This is a genomic window from Streptosporangium sp. OZ121 (assembly GCF_051918885.1).
Taxonomy (GTDB): Bacteria; Actinomycetota; Actinomycetes; order Streptosporangiales; family Streptosporangiaceae; genus Streptosporangium.
On sequence record NZ_JBPXMC010000002.1, the window covers coordinates 94123 to 110269 of the forward strand.

The window sequence follows — 16147 nt, forward strand, 5'->3', positions numbered from 1 at the left end:
ATGGTGTTCCGTAAGTTGATGGCCGCGTTCGGCGCCGGTGTCGAGGTCGACACCGTGCTGCAGAACTCGCAGGTGCGGCCCGGCGAGGTCCTGCGCGGACAGGTCAACTTCCGCGGCGGCGGCTCCGACTACAAGGTGGAGGGCATCTTCATCGACTTCACCGCCGTCGTCGAGGTCGAGAGCGGCGACAACGAGTACAAGTCGACGTACAGCTTCCTGCGCCAGCAGATCACCGGCTCCTTCCACCTCGCCGCGGGCGCCCCGCAGTCGGCGCCCTTCGAGATCCAGGTCCCCTGGGAGACCCCGATCAGCGCCATCGGCGGCCACCCGCTGCGCGGCATGAAGCTCGGCGTCTCCACCGAGCTCGCCCTCGCGGGCGCGCTCGACAAGGGCGACCTCGACCCGCTGTTCGTCAACCCGCTGCCCGCCCAGGACCACGTCCTGGGCGCGCTGGACAACCTCGGTTTCCGCTTCAAGAAGGCCGACCTGGAGCGGGGCACCCTGCACGGCTCGCGGATGCCGTTCTTCCAGGAGATCGAGTACTACGCGGGCCACGAGTACCGCCGCCACTTCAACGAGCTGGAGCTCACCTTCATCGCCGGCCCCCAGGCGATGGACATCATCCTGGAGGCCGACAAGCGCGGCAGCTTCGGCTCCAGCCACGACACCTACAGCCGCTTCACCGTCCGCTACGACGACCACCCGGGCCAGGTGGAGCAGTCGCTGCGCGGCGGCCTGCAGTCCATGGCCCAGAAGCGCGGCTGGTTCTAGCCTTCCTCGCGTGCGTGCGGGTGTGCCCTGACTGACGGGGCACACCCGTTTCGCTGTTCACACGGCGCGTTCCGCTGCTCGCACGACGTGTGAGGAGCGCTGGGCCGCGCCTCCGCCATGTCTGTCGTAGGGTTCCCCGCAAAGGCCGGCCGGTGGCCGGAGTACGGGCGAAGGGCGGTCGGGTGGGCGCGGGTGACGGCGACGCGGTGGTGGCCGCCGCGCGGGCGGGCGACGAGTCCGCGTTCGCGGCGCTCGTCGAGCGTCATCGGGGCGAGCTGCGGGTGCACTGCTACCGGATGCTGGGCTCGTTCGACGAGGCGGAGGACCTGACGCAGGAGACGTTCCTGCGCGCCTGGAAGAGCATCGGCGGTTTCGAGGGGCGCTCGACGTTCCGGGCCTGGCTGTACCGGATCGCGACGAACGTGTGCCTCGACGCCCTCGACGGCCGGGCGCACCGGGTGCTCCCCCGCCACCTGTCAGGGCCGTCGGATCCGAGTGCCTCGCTGTCGCCCCCCGCGGACATCGCGTGGCTGCAGCCGTTCCCCGATCGGCTGTGGGAGCCGGTCGCGCCGAGCGAGACCGAGCCGGATTCCGTGGCCGTCACCAGGGAGACGATCGAGCTGGCGTTCCTGGCCGCGCTCCAGCGCCTGCCGGCCCGGCAGCGGGCGGTGCTGATCCTGCGCGACGTGCTCGGCTGGCCCGCCAAGCAGACCGCGGCGCTGCTGGAGGGCAGCGTTGCGTCGGTGAACAGCGCGTTGCAGCGGGCCAGGGCGACGATGAAAGAGCACCTGCCGCAGCGCCGCCTGGACTGGGCGCCGCCGGCGGAGCCCACCGGGCGGGAGCGGGCGGTGCTGCGGCGCTACATGGACGCGATGGAACGCGCCGACCTCGCCGCGGTCGCCGACCTGCTGGCCGAGGACGTACGGGCGGAGATGCCGCCGTGGCCCATGTGGTTCCGGGGCCGCGACGCGGTCGTGGCGGCGCTGGCGGAGAGCTGGGACGCCGGGTCGCCCGACTACGTGGGCCGGTTCCGGATGGTGCCCGTCCGGGCCAACCGGCAGCCGGGCGTGGCATCCTACGTACGGCGCCTCGGCGAGCCCGTCTACAGCGCCTTCGCGATCGGCGTGCTGCGGATCGAGGACGACCGGATCGCGGAGATGACCGCCTTCCACGATCTGAGCCTGTTCCCGGCGTTCGCCCTGCCCGCGACGTTGCCTCCCGGAGACCGATGAGTTCTCGCGCGATCCGCCGTCTCAGAACGGGTCAACCACAATTGATCCCGACGGAGGCACCTCATGGGCAAGATGCTGTATTCGGTCACCATGTCACTGGACGGTTTCATCGCCGGTCCCGGCGGTGACATGTCCTGGCTGGCCGAGCACCTCGGCCCCGACCCGGCGGTGGACGAGCTCATCGGCGAGATCGGTGCGCTTCTCGTCGGCAACCGCACCTTCCGCGGCGACGACCCCCACCGGGGCACGGACAGCGAGGGCAAGCCGTTCGGCGGCGGGTGGACCGGGCCGCAGTTCGTGCTCATCCACCAGATCCCGGACACGCCGCTGCCGGGTATCACCTTCGTCGACGACCTCGGCAGCGGCGTCGCCGCGGCCAAGGCCGCCGCGGGTGACAGGTACGTCAACATCCTCGGCGCCCACGTCGCCCGGCAGTGCCTCGAAGCGGGTGTGCTCGACGAGATCCTCGTGTTCATCGCGCCCGTCATGCTGGGCGACGGCGTCCGGCTGTTCGACCACCCGGGCGGGACCAACGTGAGGCTGGAACGCATCGCCCTGAACCACGTGCCGCACGCGACGAGCATCCGGTTCCGCGTCGTCCGGTGAGCCGTCCCCGGGCGGTGGGACGCTCGGCCGGTCGGCTGATCGGCGTCCTGCCACCACGGACCGAGCTTGCCGCCATATCGTTCCCGGTGGCGGCGAGGCGCTCAGCGGTCGCCGCCACCGGCGCCCCTGGAGGGGGTCACAGGTCCAGCTGGTACTGAAACGTCCTGTGGGTGGGCCGGTAGCCGAGCGAGTCGTTGACGGCCCGCATGTGGGTGTTGCCGTCGGCCGTGTCCGCCAGCAGCCCGCCCAGGTCCGGGTAGCGTTCGCGGGCCTGCCGGATCGCCTCGGCCTTCATCCACCTGGCCAGGCCGTGGCCGCGGTGTTCCGGCAGGACCCCCGTACCGTAGTGCTGGCCGTCGCCCTTGCCGTCACCGGGGACGACCAGCTCGGTGAACCCGGCGATCGAGCCATCGGACTCATCGACGGCGACGACCGTGTGGAGCGACTCGCCACGGTCCGCGATGGCCTTGGCCGCCGCCCTGACCCGCTCGACGTCCCAGACCACGACCCCGTAGTCGGTGTCGTCCATCGGCATGTCGTCCATCGCCCGGCGGGAGGCGGTGAAGGTGTCGGCCAGCTCGTCCGGCACCGTCCCGTCCCAGGAACGCAGCCGGTATCCGGCGGGCGGGCTGCCGGTGACCGTGTCCACGGTGGCGTGGGCCGGCGCGGCGGTGTCCACGGCGGTGTCCACGGCGGCGTCGGCCAGCGCGAGCCTGGCGTACGTCAGGGTGAGAACCTTCCTGAACCCCCTGGCCGCCAGGAAGTGGTCACCCGGCGTACCGGCGTCGGCCTGGGCGAGCACGCAGCGCCGTCCCTCCGCCTCGGCGCCCGCCACCGCCCGCGCCAGCAGCTCGGAGCCGACGCCCGCGCGCCGCTCGGCCGGGTGCACGTTCAGCTCCAGCTCGGCCAGGTGGTCCTGGCCCTCCCGTTCGAACAGGCGCAGGAACGCCGTTCCAACCGGGACCCCGTCGTCGTCGGAGGCCAGCCACACCAGGCGGCGGCTGGACGCGCTCGGTTGGGGATCGGCCAGCGGGACGATCTGAATCGACAAGGTGACTCCATCTTCCGGTTCCGGGGGGCCTCGCGAAAGCCGAGAACCGAGGGGTGAGCGAGGTGAGGCACGCGGCGACGTAATCATGACAGCAGGCGCATCCCCCATCCCAGGCGATTCGCCCAGAAATGTCAGACCGAGGTTAGAAGATGATCAGCACGTGCCTGATCACCGAATCTCGGGAAAGGACCTGTGGCGTGGACGACACCCCTCCCTTCTTCGAAGGCCCCTTCGACAGCGACGAGGGCTCTGACGCCATCGCGGACCTGGTGGGGAAGGACGACGCCGCCACGACGATGGCCGAGTCGCTTGACACGTTCGTGCGCGAGAACGAGGAGTACGCCGAGGAAGGGGCCGTGGACGAGGCGCTGGCGTTCGCGTGCCTGGTCGCCGCCCGGATCTCCGGCATCGCCCCCGACGAGGCCGCCCATCACTGGCTGGACCGCACCCCCCTCACCGTCTCCGACGACCTGCGCCGGCTGGCCGTCGCCGCGTTCGCCCTGGCCACCCGTTCGCGGGACAACTGGCTCATGGAGGTCCAGGCCGGGGACTGGCAGGCGTTCCTGGAGCACCTGGAGCCGTACCGCAAGGCCCTCCACGGTGAGCCGCAGGATCCACCCGTCCCGTTTGTCCCGGACTTCTCCGACCAGAAGAAGCAGTGGCTGCAGGCGTACTGGAGCATCGAGGACCAAGGCCTGCCGGACGACACCGCCTACGCGGACGTGGCGGGACGCCTCGTCCTGGCCGTCAACGAGGCACCGGCCTGGCTCGCGTGGTGGCGTCCCGCCAACCTGCAGGAACTCACCGTTTTCGGGCAGCTCACGCCAGGCGCGTACACGGAACGGATCTCTCGTGGCCGCACCACGGCCGAGGCCTGGATCGACTTCGGTCACTCCCACGAGGGCTTCGAGGCACCCGTCACCCGGCAGGTCTCCGACGATCTCCGCAGGGCTCTGGAAGCCACCGGCCGCCATCTCGGCCTCGACCCTGTCCCCCCGCTTCCCGCCCTGCCGAAGTGAGCCCACAGGGCGCGGAGCGTGACACACGCGTCAGGGCCCGTACGTGGATGTCACCGCAGGCGGTGTCCGTGGCTCCAGAGCCTCCGATGTCCTGGCCGGGGAAGCACTCGGATCGCGTTGACCGCTGCGACGTCCGGATCGAAGCCGCGTCTCTCGGTCCGAGGGGCGCGGACCTTCCGCCGTGTGTCTAGCCGACAAGGGCCTCGGTGATCTGACGGGTGGTCTGTACGGCGACCCGAGGGTCGACGGCGGCGTAGTGGGTGTAGGCGTTCAGGCCGGTGGCCAGTGCCCAGCCGCGGCCGCGGGTCCAGGTGGCGTCGTCCACGCCGAGCGCGGCGCGGAAGGCCGCCCGGCTCCTGGCCGACATCAGGGTGAAGGCGATCATCAGGTCGCAGGCCGGGTCGCCGACGCCGAGCCCGCCGAAGTCGATGACCGCGCTGAGACGGCCGCCGTCGACCAGCAGATTGCCGGTGTGGAAATCGCCGTGCACCCAGACCGGAGGGCGCCCCCATCCGGGGGCGCTCAACGCCGCGTCCCACAGCTCGGTCATGGCCGCGGTGTCGAACGCGCCGCCGACCTTCGCCATGGCGGCCCGCGTCGCGTGGTCCCGGTCGGCCAACGGCCGGATGACGAGGTCCCCCCGGGCCTCCACGGCCGGGAGCTCCTCGGGTGCGAACCCCTGAAGGGCGGTCAGGAACTCCGCCAGTTCGACGGCGGCCTCGGACGAGTCGGCCAGTGCCTCGACGGTCGCCACCTCGCCCTCCAGCCAGCGGGACACCGCCCACGGCCACGGATAGCCGAAGCCGGGCTCCCCCACCCCCACCGGTGCCGGGATGGCCAGCGGCAGGTGGGCGGCGAGCCGGGGCAGCCACTCGGCTTCCTTCCTGGCCTGCCCGATGGCGTCGGCGTGGCGGGGCAGCCGAACGGCCAGTCCCTCCCCGAGCCGGTAGATCACATGATCCGATCCGGCCGGGTCGAGCAGCTCCAAGGGCGCCCCGGCCCACTGCGGGAACTGCGTGTCGACCAGGCGCCTGACCAGCGCGGCATCGATCGCGGGGCGGATGTCCGCGGTTCTCACGGTTGCCAAGAACGGCTCTTGCGATCGGCCCGCTCCGCGCGACGGACAGCAATGATCATCACAGCATGTCGCGCTTGTCGCCCGGGTTTCCCGGAGTCGGTGCTCAGCACTGTCCCGTCCCGGTGAACCTCGTGGACACCGGGCTCACCTTGCGGGCGAGAGTGAGCACGTGGCCGCTGACGCCCAGCAGGGAGGGGACCGACTCCAGGCGGCGCTGGGCGTCGAGCATGAGAGCGCGGCGCTCGGGGTCGTCGAGCCAGTCGTCGACGTCACCGTACAGCCAGAAGGCTCCCTCCAGGCCGTAGCGGGCGACCTCGGGAAGTCCCGCGTCGGCGAACTCGGCCGGAACGTCGTCGGGGTCGTGCATGTAGGCGGTGAAGCCGATACCCGGACCGGACAGGACCCCGTCCACCAGGGCCGCGTTCACCGTCTCCCTCGGCTCTTCCCGCAGGTACAGCCCCTGGTAGACCATGTCGTGCACGGCCGCGTAGCGGTTGATGGTCGCGGCGGCCACCAGGCCGCCGGGCCGCACCACCCGTACCGCCTCGGCCAGCGCGCGGACCCGGTCGGCGCGGTCGGCGAGGTGGTAGAGCGGGCCGAGGAGCAGCACCGCGTCCACGCTCTCGTCGGGCACCGGCAGTCGCCTGGCGTCACCCTGCCGCGCGGTGACCCCGGCCAGCCGCGCCGCCCGCTCCACGTGCGACGGCATGAGGTCGATGAGCTCGACCCGGTATCCGTCGACGGCCAGCCACTCCGCGTGCACCCCGGTGCCGCCGCCCACGTCCAGCACCCTGGACGGAGCCGGAGGCAGCGCCCTGCGCAACACGTCCTGCGTCCGCCAGAACTCCAGCCGCCCGCGCCCCGCACGGAGCCTGCCGTCTTCCTTGTCCTGCTCGTAGTAGGCGAGCAGTTCCGGTGTCATCGCCATGCTCGATCATTTCTTCACCCCTGGTCCACGGGCAAACGAATTAGACGACCGGACGAACAGCAGACATATGCCCTAATGTCCATGACCATGAAAATCCGCGTGATCATGGCGACGGCCGCCGCCTCCGTCCTGCTCTTCCCCGGTACGGCCACCGCCCTCGCATATCCGGTCGAGGACGCCCCGCTCCTGACCGGCAACGCCCTCTACGCCGCCGGCAAGCTCCCCGCCGCGGGGTGCGCGAGGAAACCCGCCAAGGGCAAGAGCCTCGCCTCGGTGAAGAAGCACGTCAACGCGCTCATCACCTGCATGAACGACACCTGGGGCCCCTACATGAAGAAGGCCAACCTCCAGTTCGTGCCGCCCAGGGTGGAGGTGCACGGAACCGCCCTGGATAAGAAGTACGAGCGCTACTGCTTCGGGGCCAAGATGAATCCCGCCAAGTCGGAGGCCGTCCACTGCTTCGGGACCAACCTCTCCATACGCGTCCGTCCCGACTGGATCAAAGCATCCGATGACATCCCGATCCTCGCGGAGTTGAGTTCCGCCTACGCCGAGCACGTGCTGAGCCTGGTCGACGTCACCGAGGGCTACAACGCCCTGCACGCCGACGACAGCGACGAGATCCTGGAGCAGTTGCGCCGTTTCAACCTGCAGGCGAAGTGCCTGGGCGGGATGACCGCGAAGAGCCTGTGGTCGGCCCTCGGCTACCCCGCCAAGAACGCCGGGCGCCTGCTGGACCTGGCCAAGGCCGAGGCCGACGCCAAGGGCGAGTTCCGTTACTTCGGCAAGAGCGCCAACCTCGTCTACTGGACCAAGCGGGGCTACTCCACCTCAGACCCTCGCTCCTGCAAGACCTGGGTGGCTCCCTCCTCCAAGGTCTCGTAACCCCCTCCCGGACTCCCCCGGCCCCGCAGCCCCGTCGCCCCGTCCACCGGCCTGGTTCCCGCTCGTCGGGACCCAAGCCGGTCAAAACCCGAAATTTCAGGGTTTCGCCTTTCCGGGGAACGGTTTGGATCCGTCAGGCGAACATCGGCGCATTCAGAAGATTCAGCGGGCATTCGAACGACCGAGAATCACAATTCGGCTCGCCTGCCGCGCCATCCGCACACGAAGAACCGCGACCGAATTCAAAAACCTTCCACTTCCGCCTCCCGGATCATTGTCCCGGCACTCGCCCCTCGCGCTCATTCTCGGCCGCCAGGCGGCGTGCCATTCCCCCGAGGGTGACGGCGCACATCACGTTGGACAGGTTTCTCCTGTCGAGAACCTCCTCGGACAGGCTGTGGCGGCGTACGGCGTAATAGCCGCCTCCCGCAGCCTCGGAGATGAGCCAGTGCCTGCCGTACCGGGCGACGAGGATGGCTATCGTCCCGGGTTTCGGATCGTCCGGTGTGCCGGTCATCGCCGGGCCAGCTGGAACCAGACGACGCGCCCGCGCCCTGCCGCACCCTCGTACCAGCCCCACGACAGAGCCACCTCGCTGACCAGCCAGAGCCCACGACCACCCTCGGCCTCCTCGTCGGGCTCGTCCGGTTCGGCCGGAAGCCTGGGCACGCAGGTGGAGGACCCCTCGTCGATCACCGCCACCCGGATGACGTCGCCGAGGTTCGCCACCACGACCGTCACCCGGCCGCCGGCGCGTCCCGACTCCGAGTGCCTGACCGCGTTGGAGATCAGCTCGCTGACCAGAAGCTCGGCGTCGTACGCATCAAGCTGACCCGAGTCTTCCAACACGCTCCGCACGTATCGCCGGGCCGTGGAAACCGACTCGGCCACCCCGGGCAGATCCACTCGGCCCAGCAGACCGAGCGCGGGAACCGTTTCGGCACCCATCGGATCACCGCCATTCCTGTGAGGTAGCAGGCGTCGAAAATTCGCCTGCCCCAATGACTCCAATAACCAGGCGAATTGTCCTTTTAGTTCCCTTGCATCGCCCGGATAAAGTCTTGGCCTATAGAGTGCACACAGTTATGCTGCCGTTGCAGAACAAATCGGCCGACGAATTGACGACAAAAAGCCACACAGGCTGTAGGCGTTTGTCGTTCATTCGACGGCCGACGTCATCACGACGATTGAGAGGCGAACATGGGAAACGACCTCGACCCACGCCTGACACCGGCTCAGCGCTTCGGCCGCGAGCTGGGACGGGCCCGCAGGGAGGCGGGTCTGTCGCAGGCCCGGCTGGGCGATCACCTGGGCGTCTCGTCGTCGTTCATCGGGCACATCGAGACCGGCAACCGGAGGCCCGGCACCAAGCTGGCGGCCGACTGCGACAGGTTCTTCAAGACGGACGACCTCTTCACCCACCTCTGCCGGAACATCACCGCCCCCACCGGACCGGCCTGGTTCCTCAGATGGTCCGACGAGATCGAGCCCCGGGCCCGCGTGCTGCGCAGTTGGGACCCGCTGCTGGTCTCCGGCCTGCTCCAGACGGAGAACTACGCGCGAGCCGTCTTCCGTGGCGACCTGGCGGGCTCGGAGGAGGAGGTCCAAGAGCAGGTCGACGCCCGCATGCGACGGCAGCTGATCCTCAAGAAGGACAACCCACCCGTGCTGTGGGCACTTCTCGACGAGTGGGTGCTCCGCCGCCCCGTCGGAGGTCCCGAGGTCATGTGCGAGCAACTCGACCACCTCGCGACCATCGCCGGTCGCCAGAACGTGACGGTGCAGATCGTTCCGCACGACGCCGCCTGCACGGCTGGCATGATGTCCGGATTCGTGCTAGCCCAGCTGGCGGACGCGCCGACCGCCGTCTCCGTGGAGTCGGCGGGAGAAGGCGAAGTTTCAGCGGAACACAAACTGGTAGGCGTCGTCTGGGACAGATATGACAGGATCCGAGCAGAGGCGCATCGTCCCGGCCAGTCGCTAGAGATGATCAAAGAAGCGAGGGACCAATGGAAGCAGCAGACCTGACCCGCCTTGACCTCTCCGAGGCCGCTTGGAAGAAGAGCTCCCTCAGCGGCGGGAGCGGCGGAAACTGCGTCGAGGTCGCCGGAAACCTCCCGGGAGCCGTCGCCGTCCGCGACAGCAAGAACCCCGCGGGCCCGGTGCTCGCCTTCACCCCAGGCGAGTGGAGGGCTTTCCTCACCACCGTGAAGTCGGGTCGATTCGGCTGACCTCTGCTCTGGTTTCAAACAGCTGATCAGAGACTCACCCTTCTCTGAGAGTCACGCACCCCTGCCGTTCCAGCGGTCGGATGCTGTTTTGGTGTGCCACACAGCCTTCCAGCGTCGGCGATCCGTCCAGAGGCGAGCGGGCACCAGCGACCTCGACGCTTAGCCGATCGACCCAACATCTGCCTAGGATCACGCTCTTGGCGTGCGGGGCAACTTATGTCGAAAATCTATTCACTGAACCACTTTTTGGCCTCGGCGCTGAGCAGCAAGGCGATGATCACGACGGTTAGTATAGATAGGGCCAACGTGGCGATCTTCCAGGCAAGTAACCCATAAAAAAATGAGATTCCTCCTGTTGTTAGAGCTACTATTCTCACCCAGCTCCGCCCGGAAGAACAATAGAACGCAAGCAGCCCGTAAAAGGCACCGAAGAGAACGGAAAAAATATTCACCGGCGGCAAAAGCCGCCATAGCCACAGCGGAGGTGGCGGCGGAATCAGGAGATTTACAAAGCAAGAGGTCCAGATAATAGATGCGACCAACAGAAGGATCCGTACGGTCGATATAGCCCTTGACGTTTTCCCGGAAAAATACGGTTCAGACATCGAACACTCCTTTTCGACGAGAGGGCCATGCAGGCACGAAGCATCGTTTCGCGCCTGCATGGCCCAAAGGTTCGCCCTAGAGGGCTAGCTCACATCCGTTTAAATCCATTTTGTAACGGCCGCCCGCCATGGGGACTCCAGCCTCATAGGGTCCCCTATATCCCAGTCCTCGGGGTTTCCGGTTGCCTTATAATCTAAACTAACGTTCATCGCATGCCGGATGGAATCGAACGAACATGCCAATCCATCACAACCGACGGTGAACGGCCTGATCTTATCTGGCGCTGGAGTGGCGATAGCCCTACTACTAGCGCTACCTTGCTTTGAATATTGAGCCGACGAGTTCGAAGTACTGAAGCCTATTCCGGGACCTCCCCCATCCATGGAAACGCTTCCGCCTCTGATAGAGAAGCCTGCGATGGTATCCAGCTTCACTACGAGGCTTTTGAGTAGAGTCTTGTTCTTCTTGGCCTTGGCGAATGCAGGAGTCACATTGACTCGAGCCCAACCTCTTAGGTCGGTAACGTCAATCGCCGTCGGGCCGAACGTAATCCAGTTTTGATAACCCTTATAGCGGAGCGCGCCTCCGGCTTCGAGAACCATGCCGGCCATGACATTCTGCTTCGCGTAAGTATCGAACATGCAACCGTCACCAGCACATTTATGTTGATAGCCCGTGACATCGTTCGGGTTCGGCCCTCTGGGCCCACCTGCCGCGCCGCATCCGCTCGCCTGCATCTTCCCTACCGCGAATCCCTCCTGTGCACCGCACGTACCGCCTTCTCCATCGGGGCCGGGGCCTTCGATGACCATGTCCATCCCATCGGTGTCCACCTCGATCGCCACCGAGACAAGTGTTCCCCAGCCGCCACATTTTCCGAAAGAAAAGTCGTAGAGGCCACCTAAGGAATTAACCTGACGATCCTCACGCCCCTCGCTGTCGACAGCGACATCGGTCCAGCTGTGCTGGACTGTGGCTCTGACGGTGATGTCGCCGCTCGATGCGTTGTAAGCGACGGCATTACTGATGGAAACCGATGAGTCCTCCCTCCTCCTATTCTCTGCATCCATATCTTCTTTGGCGGCGACGAGGTTGCTGTTGGCCAACGCAAGCTTGGCTGCCATTGAATGATTGGAATCCAACGTTCCGTCCGATTGGATGATTGCGCGCGAGATGCCACCGATCGTGCTGCTCCACACATCTGGATAGTGACCCTCCAGAACACCGTTTTGGATATTGTAATATTCTTCCAGTTTAACCGTGAGCGTCTGCGTTCCCACAGATGTGGGACATATCCGAGCGCCTGGCGTTTGGGGCGGTAGTTCTACGCGCCTGGGCGTAACTGTAACGCTCTCCCAAGGGCTTTCACCAAAGCGGGTCCGCGCCGCAACACGAAGGCTATAGGTGGTGCCGTTAGACAGGCCGGTGACGGTAACCGAAGGATCCTCGACCTGAAGCGTGCGCACAACATCACCACCAGGTGCGAGAACTTCCACATCGTAGCCGTCCAAAAGGGCCAGCGAACCAGTCGTTTCCGGCAGCGCCCACGTCGCGATGGCTCCCCCATCTCCAGGAACTGCCGTCAAATTGCGAACCGCGCTTGGTGGCCCTGGAGGCAGGTAACCGACCGTGAGTGACATCTTGGTAGCTGCGTTTGGTGCACCGAAACTGACAACAGTCTCACTGTCAGATTCCAACAGCAGCCATGTCAGTTCGTCCCCAACAATATCGCGCCTAGGTTCAGTGATGCTGATGCTGTACATCGAATCAGCATTGATGGTTCTAGACAGATCCGCAGTCGTGGTTTCGGCGTTAACCTCATTATCTATACGGGTAACCTTAATTGTGGCATCTGCTGGACAAGTGCTTTCTCCACAACTAGGTGTGCCGAGGTCCAGCAGCGATTCGACGGGGATGGCTCCGGCGGGGATCTCATCCAGTCTGATCTTCACAACGCTTGCCAGTTTTTCGTTGCCCAGTCCGCCAACCCGGATCGTTGAGCTGTTGGCGAATGTACAGGCGACACCAATACACGCATTGGGCTCAATCTTCGCTGTCTTCATGACGAAGTGATCCTGCTGGAGCGCAATCGGTGTGGGATCGTACTCCTCCGGCGGCGCCTCACCGGGCACAGTGAAGGTGACGAAGGCGGTCTTGGCCGTGCAGATTTCCTCCACGCCTTCGTCCTGCGCGGTCACTGCCGCGCCTTCCCGGACCAGAGGTGCGGTGTTCGACTTCGAGGCCGCGGGGGCCTGGCCGCCGGGGGTGTAGAACGTCCACTGGTAAGGAGCCATGGTGTTGCCGGCGAGGTCCTTCGCGCCGGTCACCTTGACTACGAATCGCCCCTCTTCCTGCAGGTAGTAGGGCTCGAAGGTCAGTATTTTGCCGGTGGTGTCCATCTGCGCCGTGCCAGATACCGGCCGGGAGAACTCGGGGTTGTGCTCCATAACCTCGATCTGGGCACCCGTCACCCGCTCGCTGAACGTCGCCACCACATCGGTGTAGGGGCCGATCTCTGTCGCACCGTTGACCGGGGCGGTTCCCACCACCGTGGGAGGGGTCGTGTCTCCCGTAGGAGTGGGAGTCGGGGTCGGCGTCGGCGTCGGGGTCGGGGTCGGGGTCGGGGTGACCGACGGAGTGGGAGTGACCGTGGGAGTGGGCGTCGGGGTCGGATTGGGGTCCGGGTCGGGTGACGTGCCGCTGCCGACGACGCAGGCCTGCATCTGCCACTTGTAGGTGCGACCGGCCTGGACGGTGTTCTCCGGCACCTGGAAGGACGCGCGCTGACCGCCGTTGACCGACCTCGCGCCCAGGGGGCTCGATCCGATCGGCGTGCCGGCGTTGTCGTACAGGAAGTACTTGGCGGTGACCGGTCCGCCCGAGGGGCGGTTGACCATGCCCGACAGGATCGGCCTGGTCGGGTCGGCCATACCGGTCTCGGCGTCCGTGGGAACGTACGGCGCGTCGGTGGTGATGCGGTAGTACGGGCTCTCGCTGCAGGTGATGGGGGTGGCCCCGTTGATGCAGGCCCTGACGGAGAACTTGAAGCTGTCGACGTTGCTGACGTCGTAGGTGATGGACGCGCTCTGGCCGGAGGGCAGGTTGGCGTTGGTGGGCGGGGTGAGGTTGAGCATCCACTGGATCTCGGTGGGGCTCAGGGCCCGGTCGTAGGCGCGGATCTCGTCGTAGGCGGCCTTGACCGAGGAGTAGGCGACGCCGCCGCGCCTGCCGTTGCCGAGCTCGAAGGACCGGTCGGCCTGCCACGGGGTGACGGTGTGGTCGGCCTCCGCGGCCTGGACGCCGTTGACGTACAGGCGGATCTTCTTGGCGGTGGCGTCGTAGACACCGGCCAGGTGAGTCCAGGTGCCGGTCGACGCCGTCGTGGAGGACTTGATCTCCGTCACCGGGCTGGTGGCGGTGTTGTCGTGGTACATCTGCATGTTCCACTTGCGAGCGGTGGAGTCGTAGCCGACGCTGAAGGCGCTGTTGACGGTTCCGTTCTGGCTGATCAGCGGGATCGTGGAGGTCCCGACGTCCAGCCTGACCCAACCCGCCGCGGAGAAGCTCTTGTCCGTCCGCAGCACCGGACCTGCGGTCGAGGCCTGGGAGGGACTCCCGGCGGTGCCGTTCAGGAGGAGCGCCTTACCGTCCTTGCCGTCGATCCACGAGTAGCGCCCGTCGACGAAGGTCAGGAGGTTGCCCTTACCGCTGGAGTCGGTGCCTCCGGTGCCGTCGGTGAAGCTCCACTTCCCGACCTCACCGCCGCCGGTCGTCCAGGAGGGAAGCGGCGCGGTGGACTCGACCACGGAGACGTAGTAGTCGATGTTCCTTCCGTCGACGGAGGTGGACTTGTAGCCGACCTTGGCCGAGCTCTTGCGCACGATCGCGTGGTCGCCGTCCATCGAGTCGACCGACTCGGCGGTGACCGTGGGGATCTCGGGCGGCAGGATGTACTGGGTGATCAGCTTGGGCGGGGTGGCGCCGGTGCCGGTGGTCTCCGCGGAGTGGTAGACCGCCGAGTAGCCGCTGTAGCGGTCGACGCTCTCGGTGGGACCTTCGAGCCCGATACCGTAGTTGGGCTGGCCAGCGGCCCAGTCCTTTACCCAGTTGGTGATCGGCCAGGTCATCACGCCGGGCGTGAGGACGTTCGTGGTCGGGCATGGGGTGGCCACGAAGTCGAGGCTGGCGGGCTTGTTGGACCAGGTCATCCTCCCCGCCGTCCAGCCGGTGTTGACCCGGGTGGCGTACACCCTGCCGTTGCCGCGCTGGTGACAGCCGGGTGACTCGGTGCGCCACAGCTGCATGGTGGAGGAGATGATGGGCTTGTTGGCCAGGCCGGCGACGTCGAACGTCAGGTACGAGCGCCAGTAGTTGACCGCGCTCACCCCGTTGCAACTGGAGTAAGCGGCGCCGATCTTCAGCAGCGTCGCGCCCGGCTGGTCGTAGGTGGTGCAGTCCGCACCGCTGGAGAGCAGCGTGTCGGTCTTGACGGTCAGCGTGGAGGTGGGGTCCACCACGACGGGGTAGACGGTGGCGGGGTCGGCCAGCCAGCCGGCGTCCGGCTTGAGGACCAGCGTTCGTTTGCCGCCGTCCTCGATGACAGAGGTGGCGATCGGGGCGTTGCGCGGAACCGCGGTGGCCTTGGGATCCCGCGCGCCGACGCCGGTGCTGTCCCACATCACCGGCTTCGGCGCCTGGGCGACGACCTTGTCCTTGCCGTCGGTGAGCTCCAGTCCGCCCCGCTTGGACATGGCGAGGGTCAGCTCCGGAGACTCGACCGGAATGCGGATCTCCAGCGCCTTCTTGGGACGCTCACGCAGCACCACGTCGTGCCGGAAACCGGTGGGCAGTGCGGTGACGACCAGGTCGGCCCCGGGTCCGGCGGCGTCCGGGTAGGTGGCGACGTTGCCCTTCACCGCCGGGCGGGGCAGTTTCCCGTCCCAGGAGAGGCTGAGGCTCTGGTCCGCGTCACGCTTCATCACGGCGAACGGGGCGTCGTCCCCGCCGAGGGAGAAGGCGAGGTCGGCCTTGCCCACCTTGGGCTTGAGGACGCCGTCCTTCTCCACCAGCGTGGTGTCGATCCACGCCCACAGGCCGTTGTCCTGCCTGACCTGCGCCGGGCCCGAGTACGACTCCGTCTTCAGGCTGCCGTCCGGAAAGGCCCAGGTGCGCGAGGCCTCGGTGAAGGCCCCGATGGCCTCGACCGGTTTGTTCTGCTTCCTGGCCTCCTCGATCGCCGCGCGCAGCGGGGCGTCGGGGTCCTTCGGGCGGGGAAACGGCGTCTGGAGCGGCGCCGAGGGTGCGGGTTCGGGATCGGCGGCCTGTGCGGGCAGGACGCCGCCCGACACCAGGAGCGAGGCCGCCAGGGCCGAGACGGTCACGACCGTGGTCGTGACCCGTCTGTTCGGTCTGCGCCGCCGGGGCGGTGCGAAGGGACGGTTCGGTAAGGGGAACCCCACCGGTGCCTCCATCGTGAAAGGGAGATTGAACCGGCCGGGCAAGGAAATGGGAGGGCCCGGCCGAAGATGATCGCGGTAAGCATCTCGGCCAGTGCTGTTGATCTTGTCGTATAGAATGTCTTGATCTTGCTATACGGTCGGATTCTGCGCATTAAACAGGGGATGAGTCACGTATGAAGCAGTCCAGGGCAGGAAATATGTGCGGGGCGCACACGCACCACTTCACTCAGCGATGACCGTACGGAGAGTCGAAACACAGCTTCGCGTCCTTGGTCCGGTCG

The 16147-nt window shown here is 66.8% G+C and carries 14 protein-coding genes; 7 read left to right on the forward strand and 7 right to left on the reverse strand.

From position 1 onward, the window contains the following. The 3 genes from ACTOQ1_RS05465 (at nucleotide 1) to ACTOQ1_RS05475 (ending at nucleotide 2609) form a co-directional block, all read left to right on the forward strand. Nucleotides 1-771 (forward strand): sporulation protein, encoded by a 771-nt coding sequence (locus tag ACTOQ1_RS05465; protein WP_440064912.1) that lies wholly within the window; start codon nucleotides 1-3, stop codon nucleotides 769-771. Nucleotides 772-953: 182 nt separating this feature from the next. Then, nucleotides 954-2003 (forward strand): sigma-70 family RNA polymerase sigma factor, encoded by a 1050-nt coding sequence (locus tag ACTOQ1_RS05470; RefSeq protein ID WP_440064913.1) that lies wholly within the window; start codon nucleotides 954-956, stop codon nucleotides 2001-2003. 63 nt (nucleotides 2004-2066) lie between these two features. Next, nucleotides 2067-2609, forward strand: coding sequence for a dihydrofolate reductase family protein (locus tag ACTOQ1_RS05475; RefSeq protein WP_440064915.1), 543 nt, complete (start codon nucleotides 2067-2069; stop codon nucleotides 2607-2609). A gap of 136 nt (nucleotides 2610-2745) precedes the next feature. Here the strand turns inward: ACTOQ1_RS05475 and ACTOQ1_RS05480 are convergent, their stop codons facing one another. After that, nucleotides 2746-3660: an N-acetyltransferase family protein gene (locus ACTOQ1_RS05480; RefSeq protein WP_440064917.1), complete on the reverse strand. Its 915-nt coding sequence runs from the start codon at nucleotides 3658-3660 to the stop codon at nucleotides 2746-2748. A 197-nt stretch (nucleotides 3661-3857) separates the two neighbouring features. Here ACTOQ1_RS05480 and ACTOQ1_RS05485 point away from each other — a divergent pair, with 197 nt between their 5' ends. Then, nucleotides 3858-4679: a DUF4259 domain-containing protein gene (locus ACTOQ1_RS05485; RefSeq protein ID WP_440064919.1), complete on the forward strand. Its 822-nt coding sequence runs from the start codon at nucleotides 3858-3860 to the stop codon at nucleotides 4677-4679. Nucleotides 4680-4866: 187 nt separating this feature from the next. Here the strand turns inward: ACTOQ1_RS05485 and ACTOQ1_RS05490 are convergent, their stop codons facing one another. Both ACTOQ1_RS05490 and ACTOQ1_RS05495 read right to left on the reverse strand, forming a co-directional pair. Continuing rightward, a complete protein-coding gene (locus ACTOQ1_RS05490) occupies nucleotides 4867-5757 on the reverse strand; it encodes an aminoglycoside phosphotransferase family protein (RefSeq protein WP_440065450.1) in 891 nt (296 codons plus the stop codon). A 103-nt stretch (nucleotides 5758-5860) separates the two neighbouring features. Then, the gene (locus ACTOQ1_RS05495; RefSeq protein WP_440064921.1) at nucleotides 5861-6685 is read right to left on the reverse strand and encodes a class I SAM-dependent methyltransferase; all 825 of its coding nucleotides are present in this window, start codon (nucleotides 6683-6685) and stop codon (nucleotides 5861-5863) included. Nucleotides 6686-6772: 87 nt separating this feature from the next. Here ACTOQ1_RS05495 and ACTOQ1_RS05500 point away from each other — a divergent pair, with 87 nt between their 5' ends. Further along, a complete protein-coding gene (locus ACTOQ1_RS05500; RefSeq protein ID WP_440064922.1) occupies nucleotides 6773-7570 on the forward strand; it encodes a hypothetical protein in 798 nt (265 codons plus the stop codon). A 271-nt stretch (nucleotides 7571-7841) separates the two neighbouring features. Here the strand turns inward: ACTOQ1_RS05500 and ACTOQ1_RS05505 are convergent, their stop codons facing one another. Both ACTOQ1_RS05505 and ACTOQ1_RS05510 read right to left on the reverse strand, forming a co-directional pair. Beyond that, nucleotides 7842-8087: a hypothetical protein gene (locus ACTOQ1_RS05505; protein ID WP_440064923.1), complete on the reverse strand. Its 246-nt coding sequence runs from the start codon at nucleotides 8085-8087 to the stop codon at nucleotides 7842-7844. Further along, complete coding sequence (locus ACTOQ1_RS05510; RefSeq protein WP_440064924.1) at nucleotides 8084-8518, reverse strand: ATP-binding protein; 435 nt, start codon at nucleotides 8516-8518, stop codon at nucleotides 8084-8086. The genes ACTOQ1_RS05505 and ACTOQ1_RS05510 overlap by 4 nt, the downstream gene beginning before the upstream one ends. 252 nt (nucleotides 8519-8770) lie before the next feature. Here ACTOQ1_RS05510 and ACTOQ1_RS05515 point away from each other — a divergent pair, with 252 nt between their 5' ends. Both ACTOQ1_RS05515 and ACTOQ1_RS05520 read left to right on the forward strand, forming a co-directional pair. Beyond that, nucleotides 8771-9598 carry a helix-turn-helix domain-containing protein gene (locus tag ACTOQ1_RS05515; protein WP_440064926.1) on the forward strand — a complete coding sequence of 276 codons (828 nt, stop codon included), beginning with the start codon at nucleotides 8771-8773 and terminating at the stop codon, nucleotides 9596-9598. Beyond that, nucleotides 9580-9801 (forward strand): DUF397 domain-containing protein, encoded by a 222-nt coding sequence (locus ACTOQ1_RS05520; protein ID WP_440064927.1) that lies wholly within the window; start codon nucleotides 9580-9582, stop codon nucleotides 9799-9801. Before ACTOQ1_RS05515 ends, ACTOQ1_RS05520 begins: the two co-directional genes overlap by 19 nt. A 227-nt stretch (nucleotides 9802-10028) precedes the next feature. On the opposite strand, the gene ACTOQ1_RS05525 is transcribed toward ACTOQ1_RS05520, so the two are convergent. Together ACTOQ1_RS05525 and ACTOQ1_RS05530 are read right to left on the reverse strand one after the other, a co-directional pair. Then, entirely contained in the window at nucleotides 10029-10406 is a 378-nt protein-coding gene (locus ACTOQ1_RS05525; protein ID WP_440064928.1) for a hypothetical protein, read from the reverse strand. Between the two features lie 99 nt (nucleotides 10407-10505). After that, nucleotides 10506-15788: a LamG-like jellyroll fold domain-containing protein gene (locus ACTOQ1_RS05530; RefSeq protein WP_440064929.1), complete on the reverse strand. Its 5283-nt coding sequence runs from the start codon at nucleotides 15786-15788 to the stop codon at nucleotides 10506-10508. Between the last annotated feature and the right edge of the window lie 359 nt (nucleotides 15789-16147).

Bases quoted from the DNA above. Each gene is read 5' to 3' on its own strand.
- ACTOQ1_RS05465 (WP_440064912.1), top strand. From the start codon at position 1: ATGGTGTTCCGTAAGTTGATGGCCGCGTTCGGCGCCGGTGTCGAGGTC.
- ACTOQ1_RS05475 (WP_440064915.1), top strand. From the start codon at position 2,067: ATGGGCAAGATGCTGTATTCGGTCACCATGTCACTGGACGGTTTCATC.
- ACTOQ1_RS05495 (WP_440064921.1), bottom strand. From the start codon at position 6,685: ATGGCGATGACACCGGAACTGCTCGCCTACTACGAGCAGGACAAGGAA.
- ACTOQ1_RS05500 (WP_440064922.1), top strand. From the start codon at position 6,773: ATGAAAATCCGCGTGATCATGGCGACGGCCGCCGCCTCCGTCCTGCTC.
- ACTOQ1_RS05505 (WP_440064923.1), bottom strand. From the start codon at position 8,087: ATGACCGGCACACCGGACGATCCGAAACCCGGGACGATAGCCATCCTC.
- ACTOQ1_RS05510 (WP_440064924.1), bottom strand. From the start codon at position 8,518: ATGGGTGCCGAAACGGTTCCCGCGCTCGGTCTGCTGGGCCGAGTGGAT.
- ACTOQ1_RS05515 (WP_440064926.1), top strand. From the start codon at position 8,771: ATGGGAAACGACCTCGACCCACGCCTGACACCGGCTCAGCGCTTCGGC.
- ACTOQ1_RS05520 (WP_440064927.1), top strand. From the start codon at position 9,580: ATGGAAGCAGCAGACCTGACCCGCCTTGACCTCTCCGAGGCCGCTTGG.
- ACTOQ1_RS05525 (WP_440064928.1), bottom strand. From the start codon at position 10,406: ATGTCTGAACCGTATTTTTCCGGGAAAACGTCAAGGGCTATATCGACC.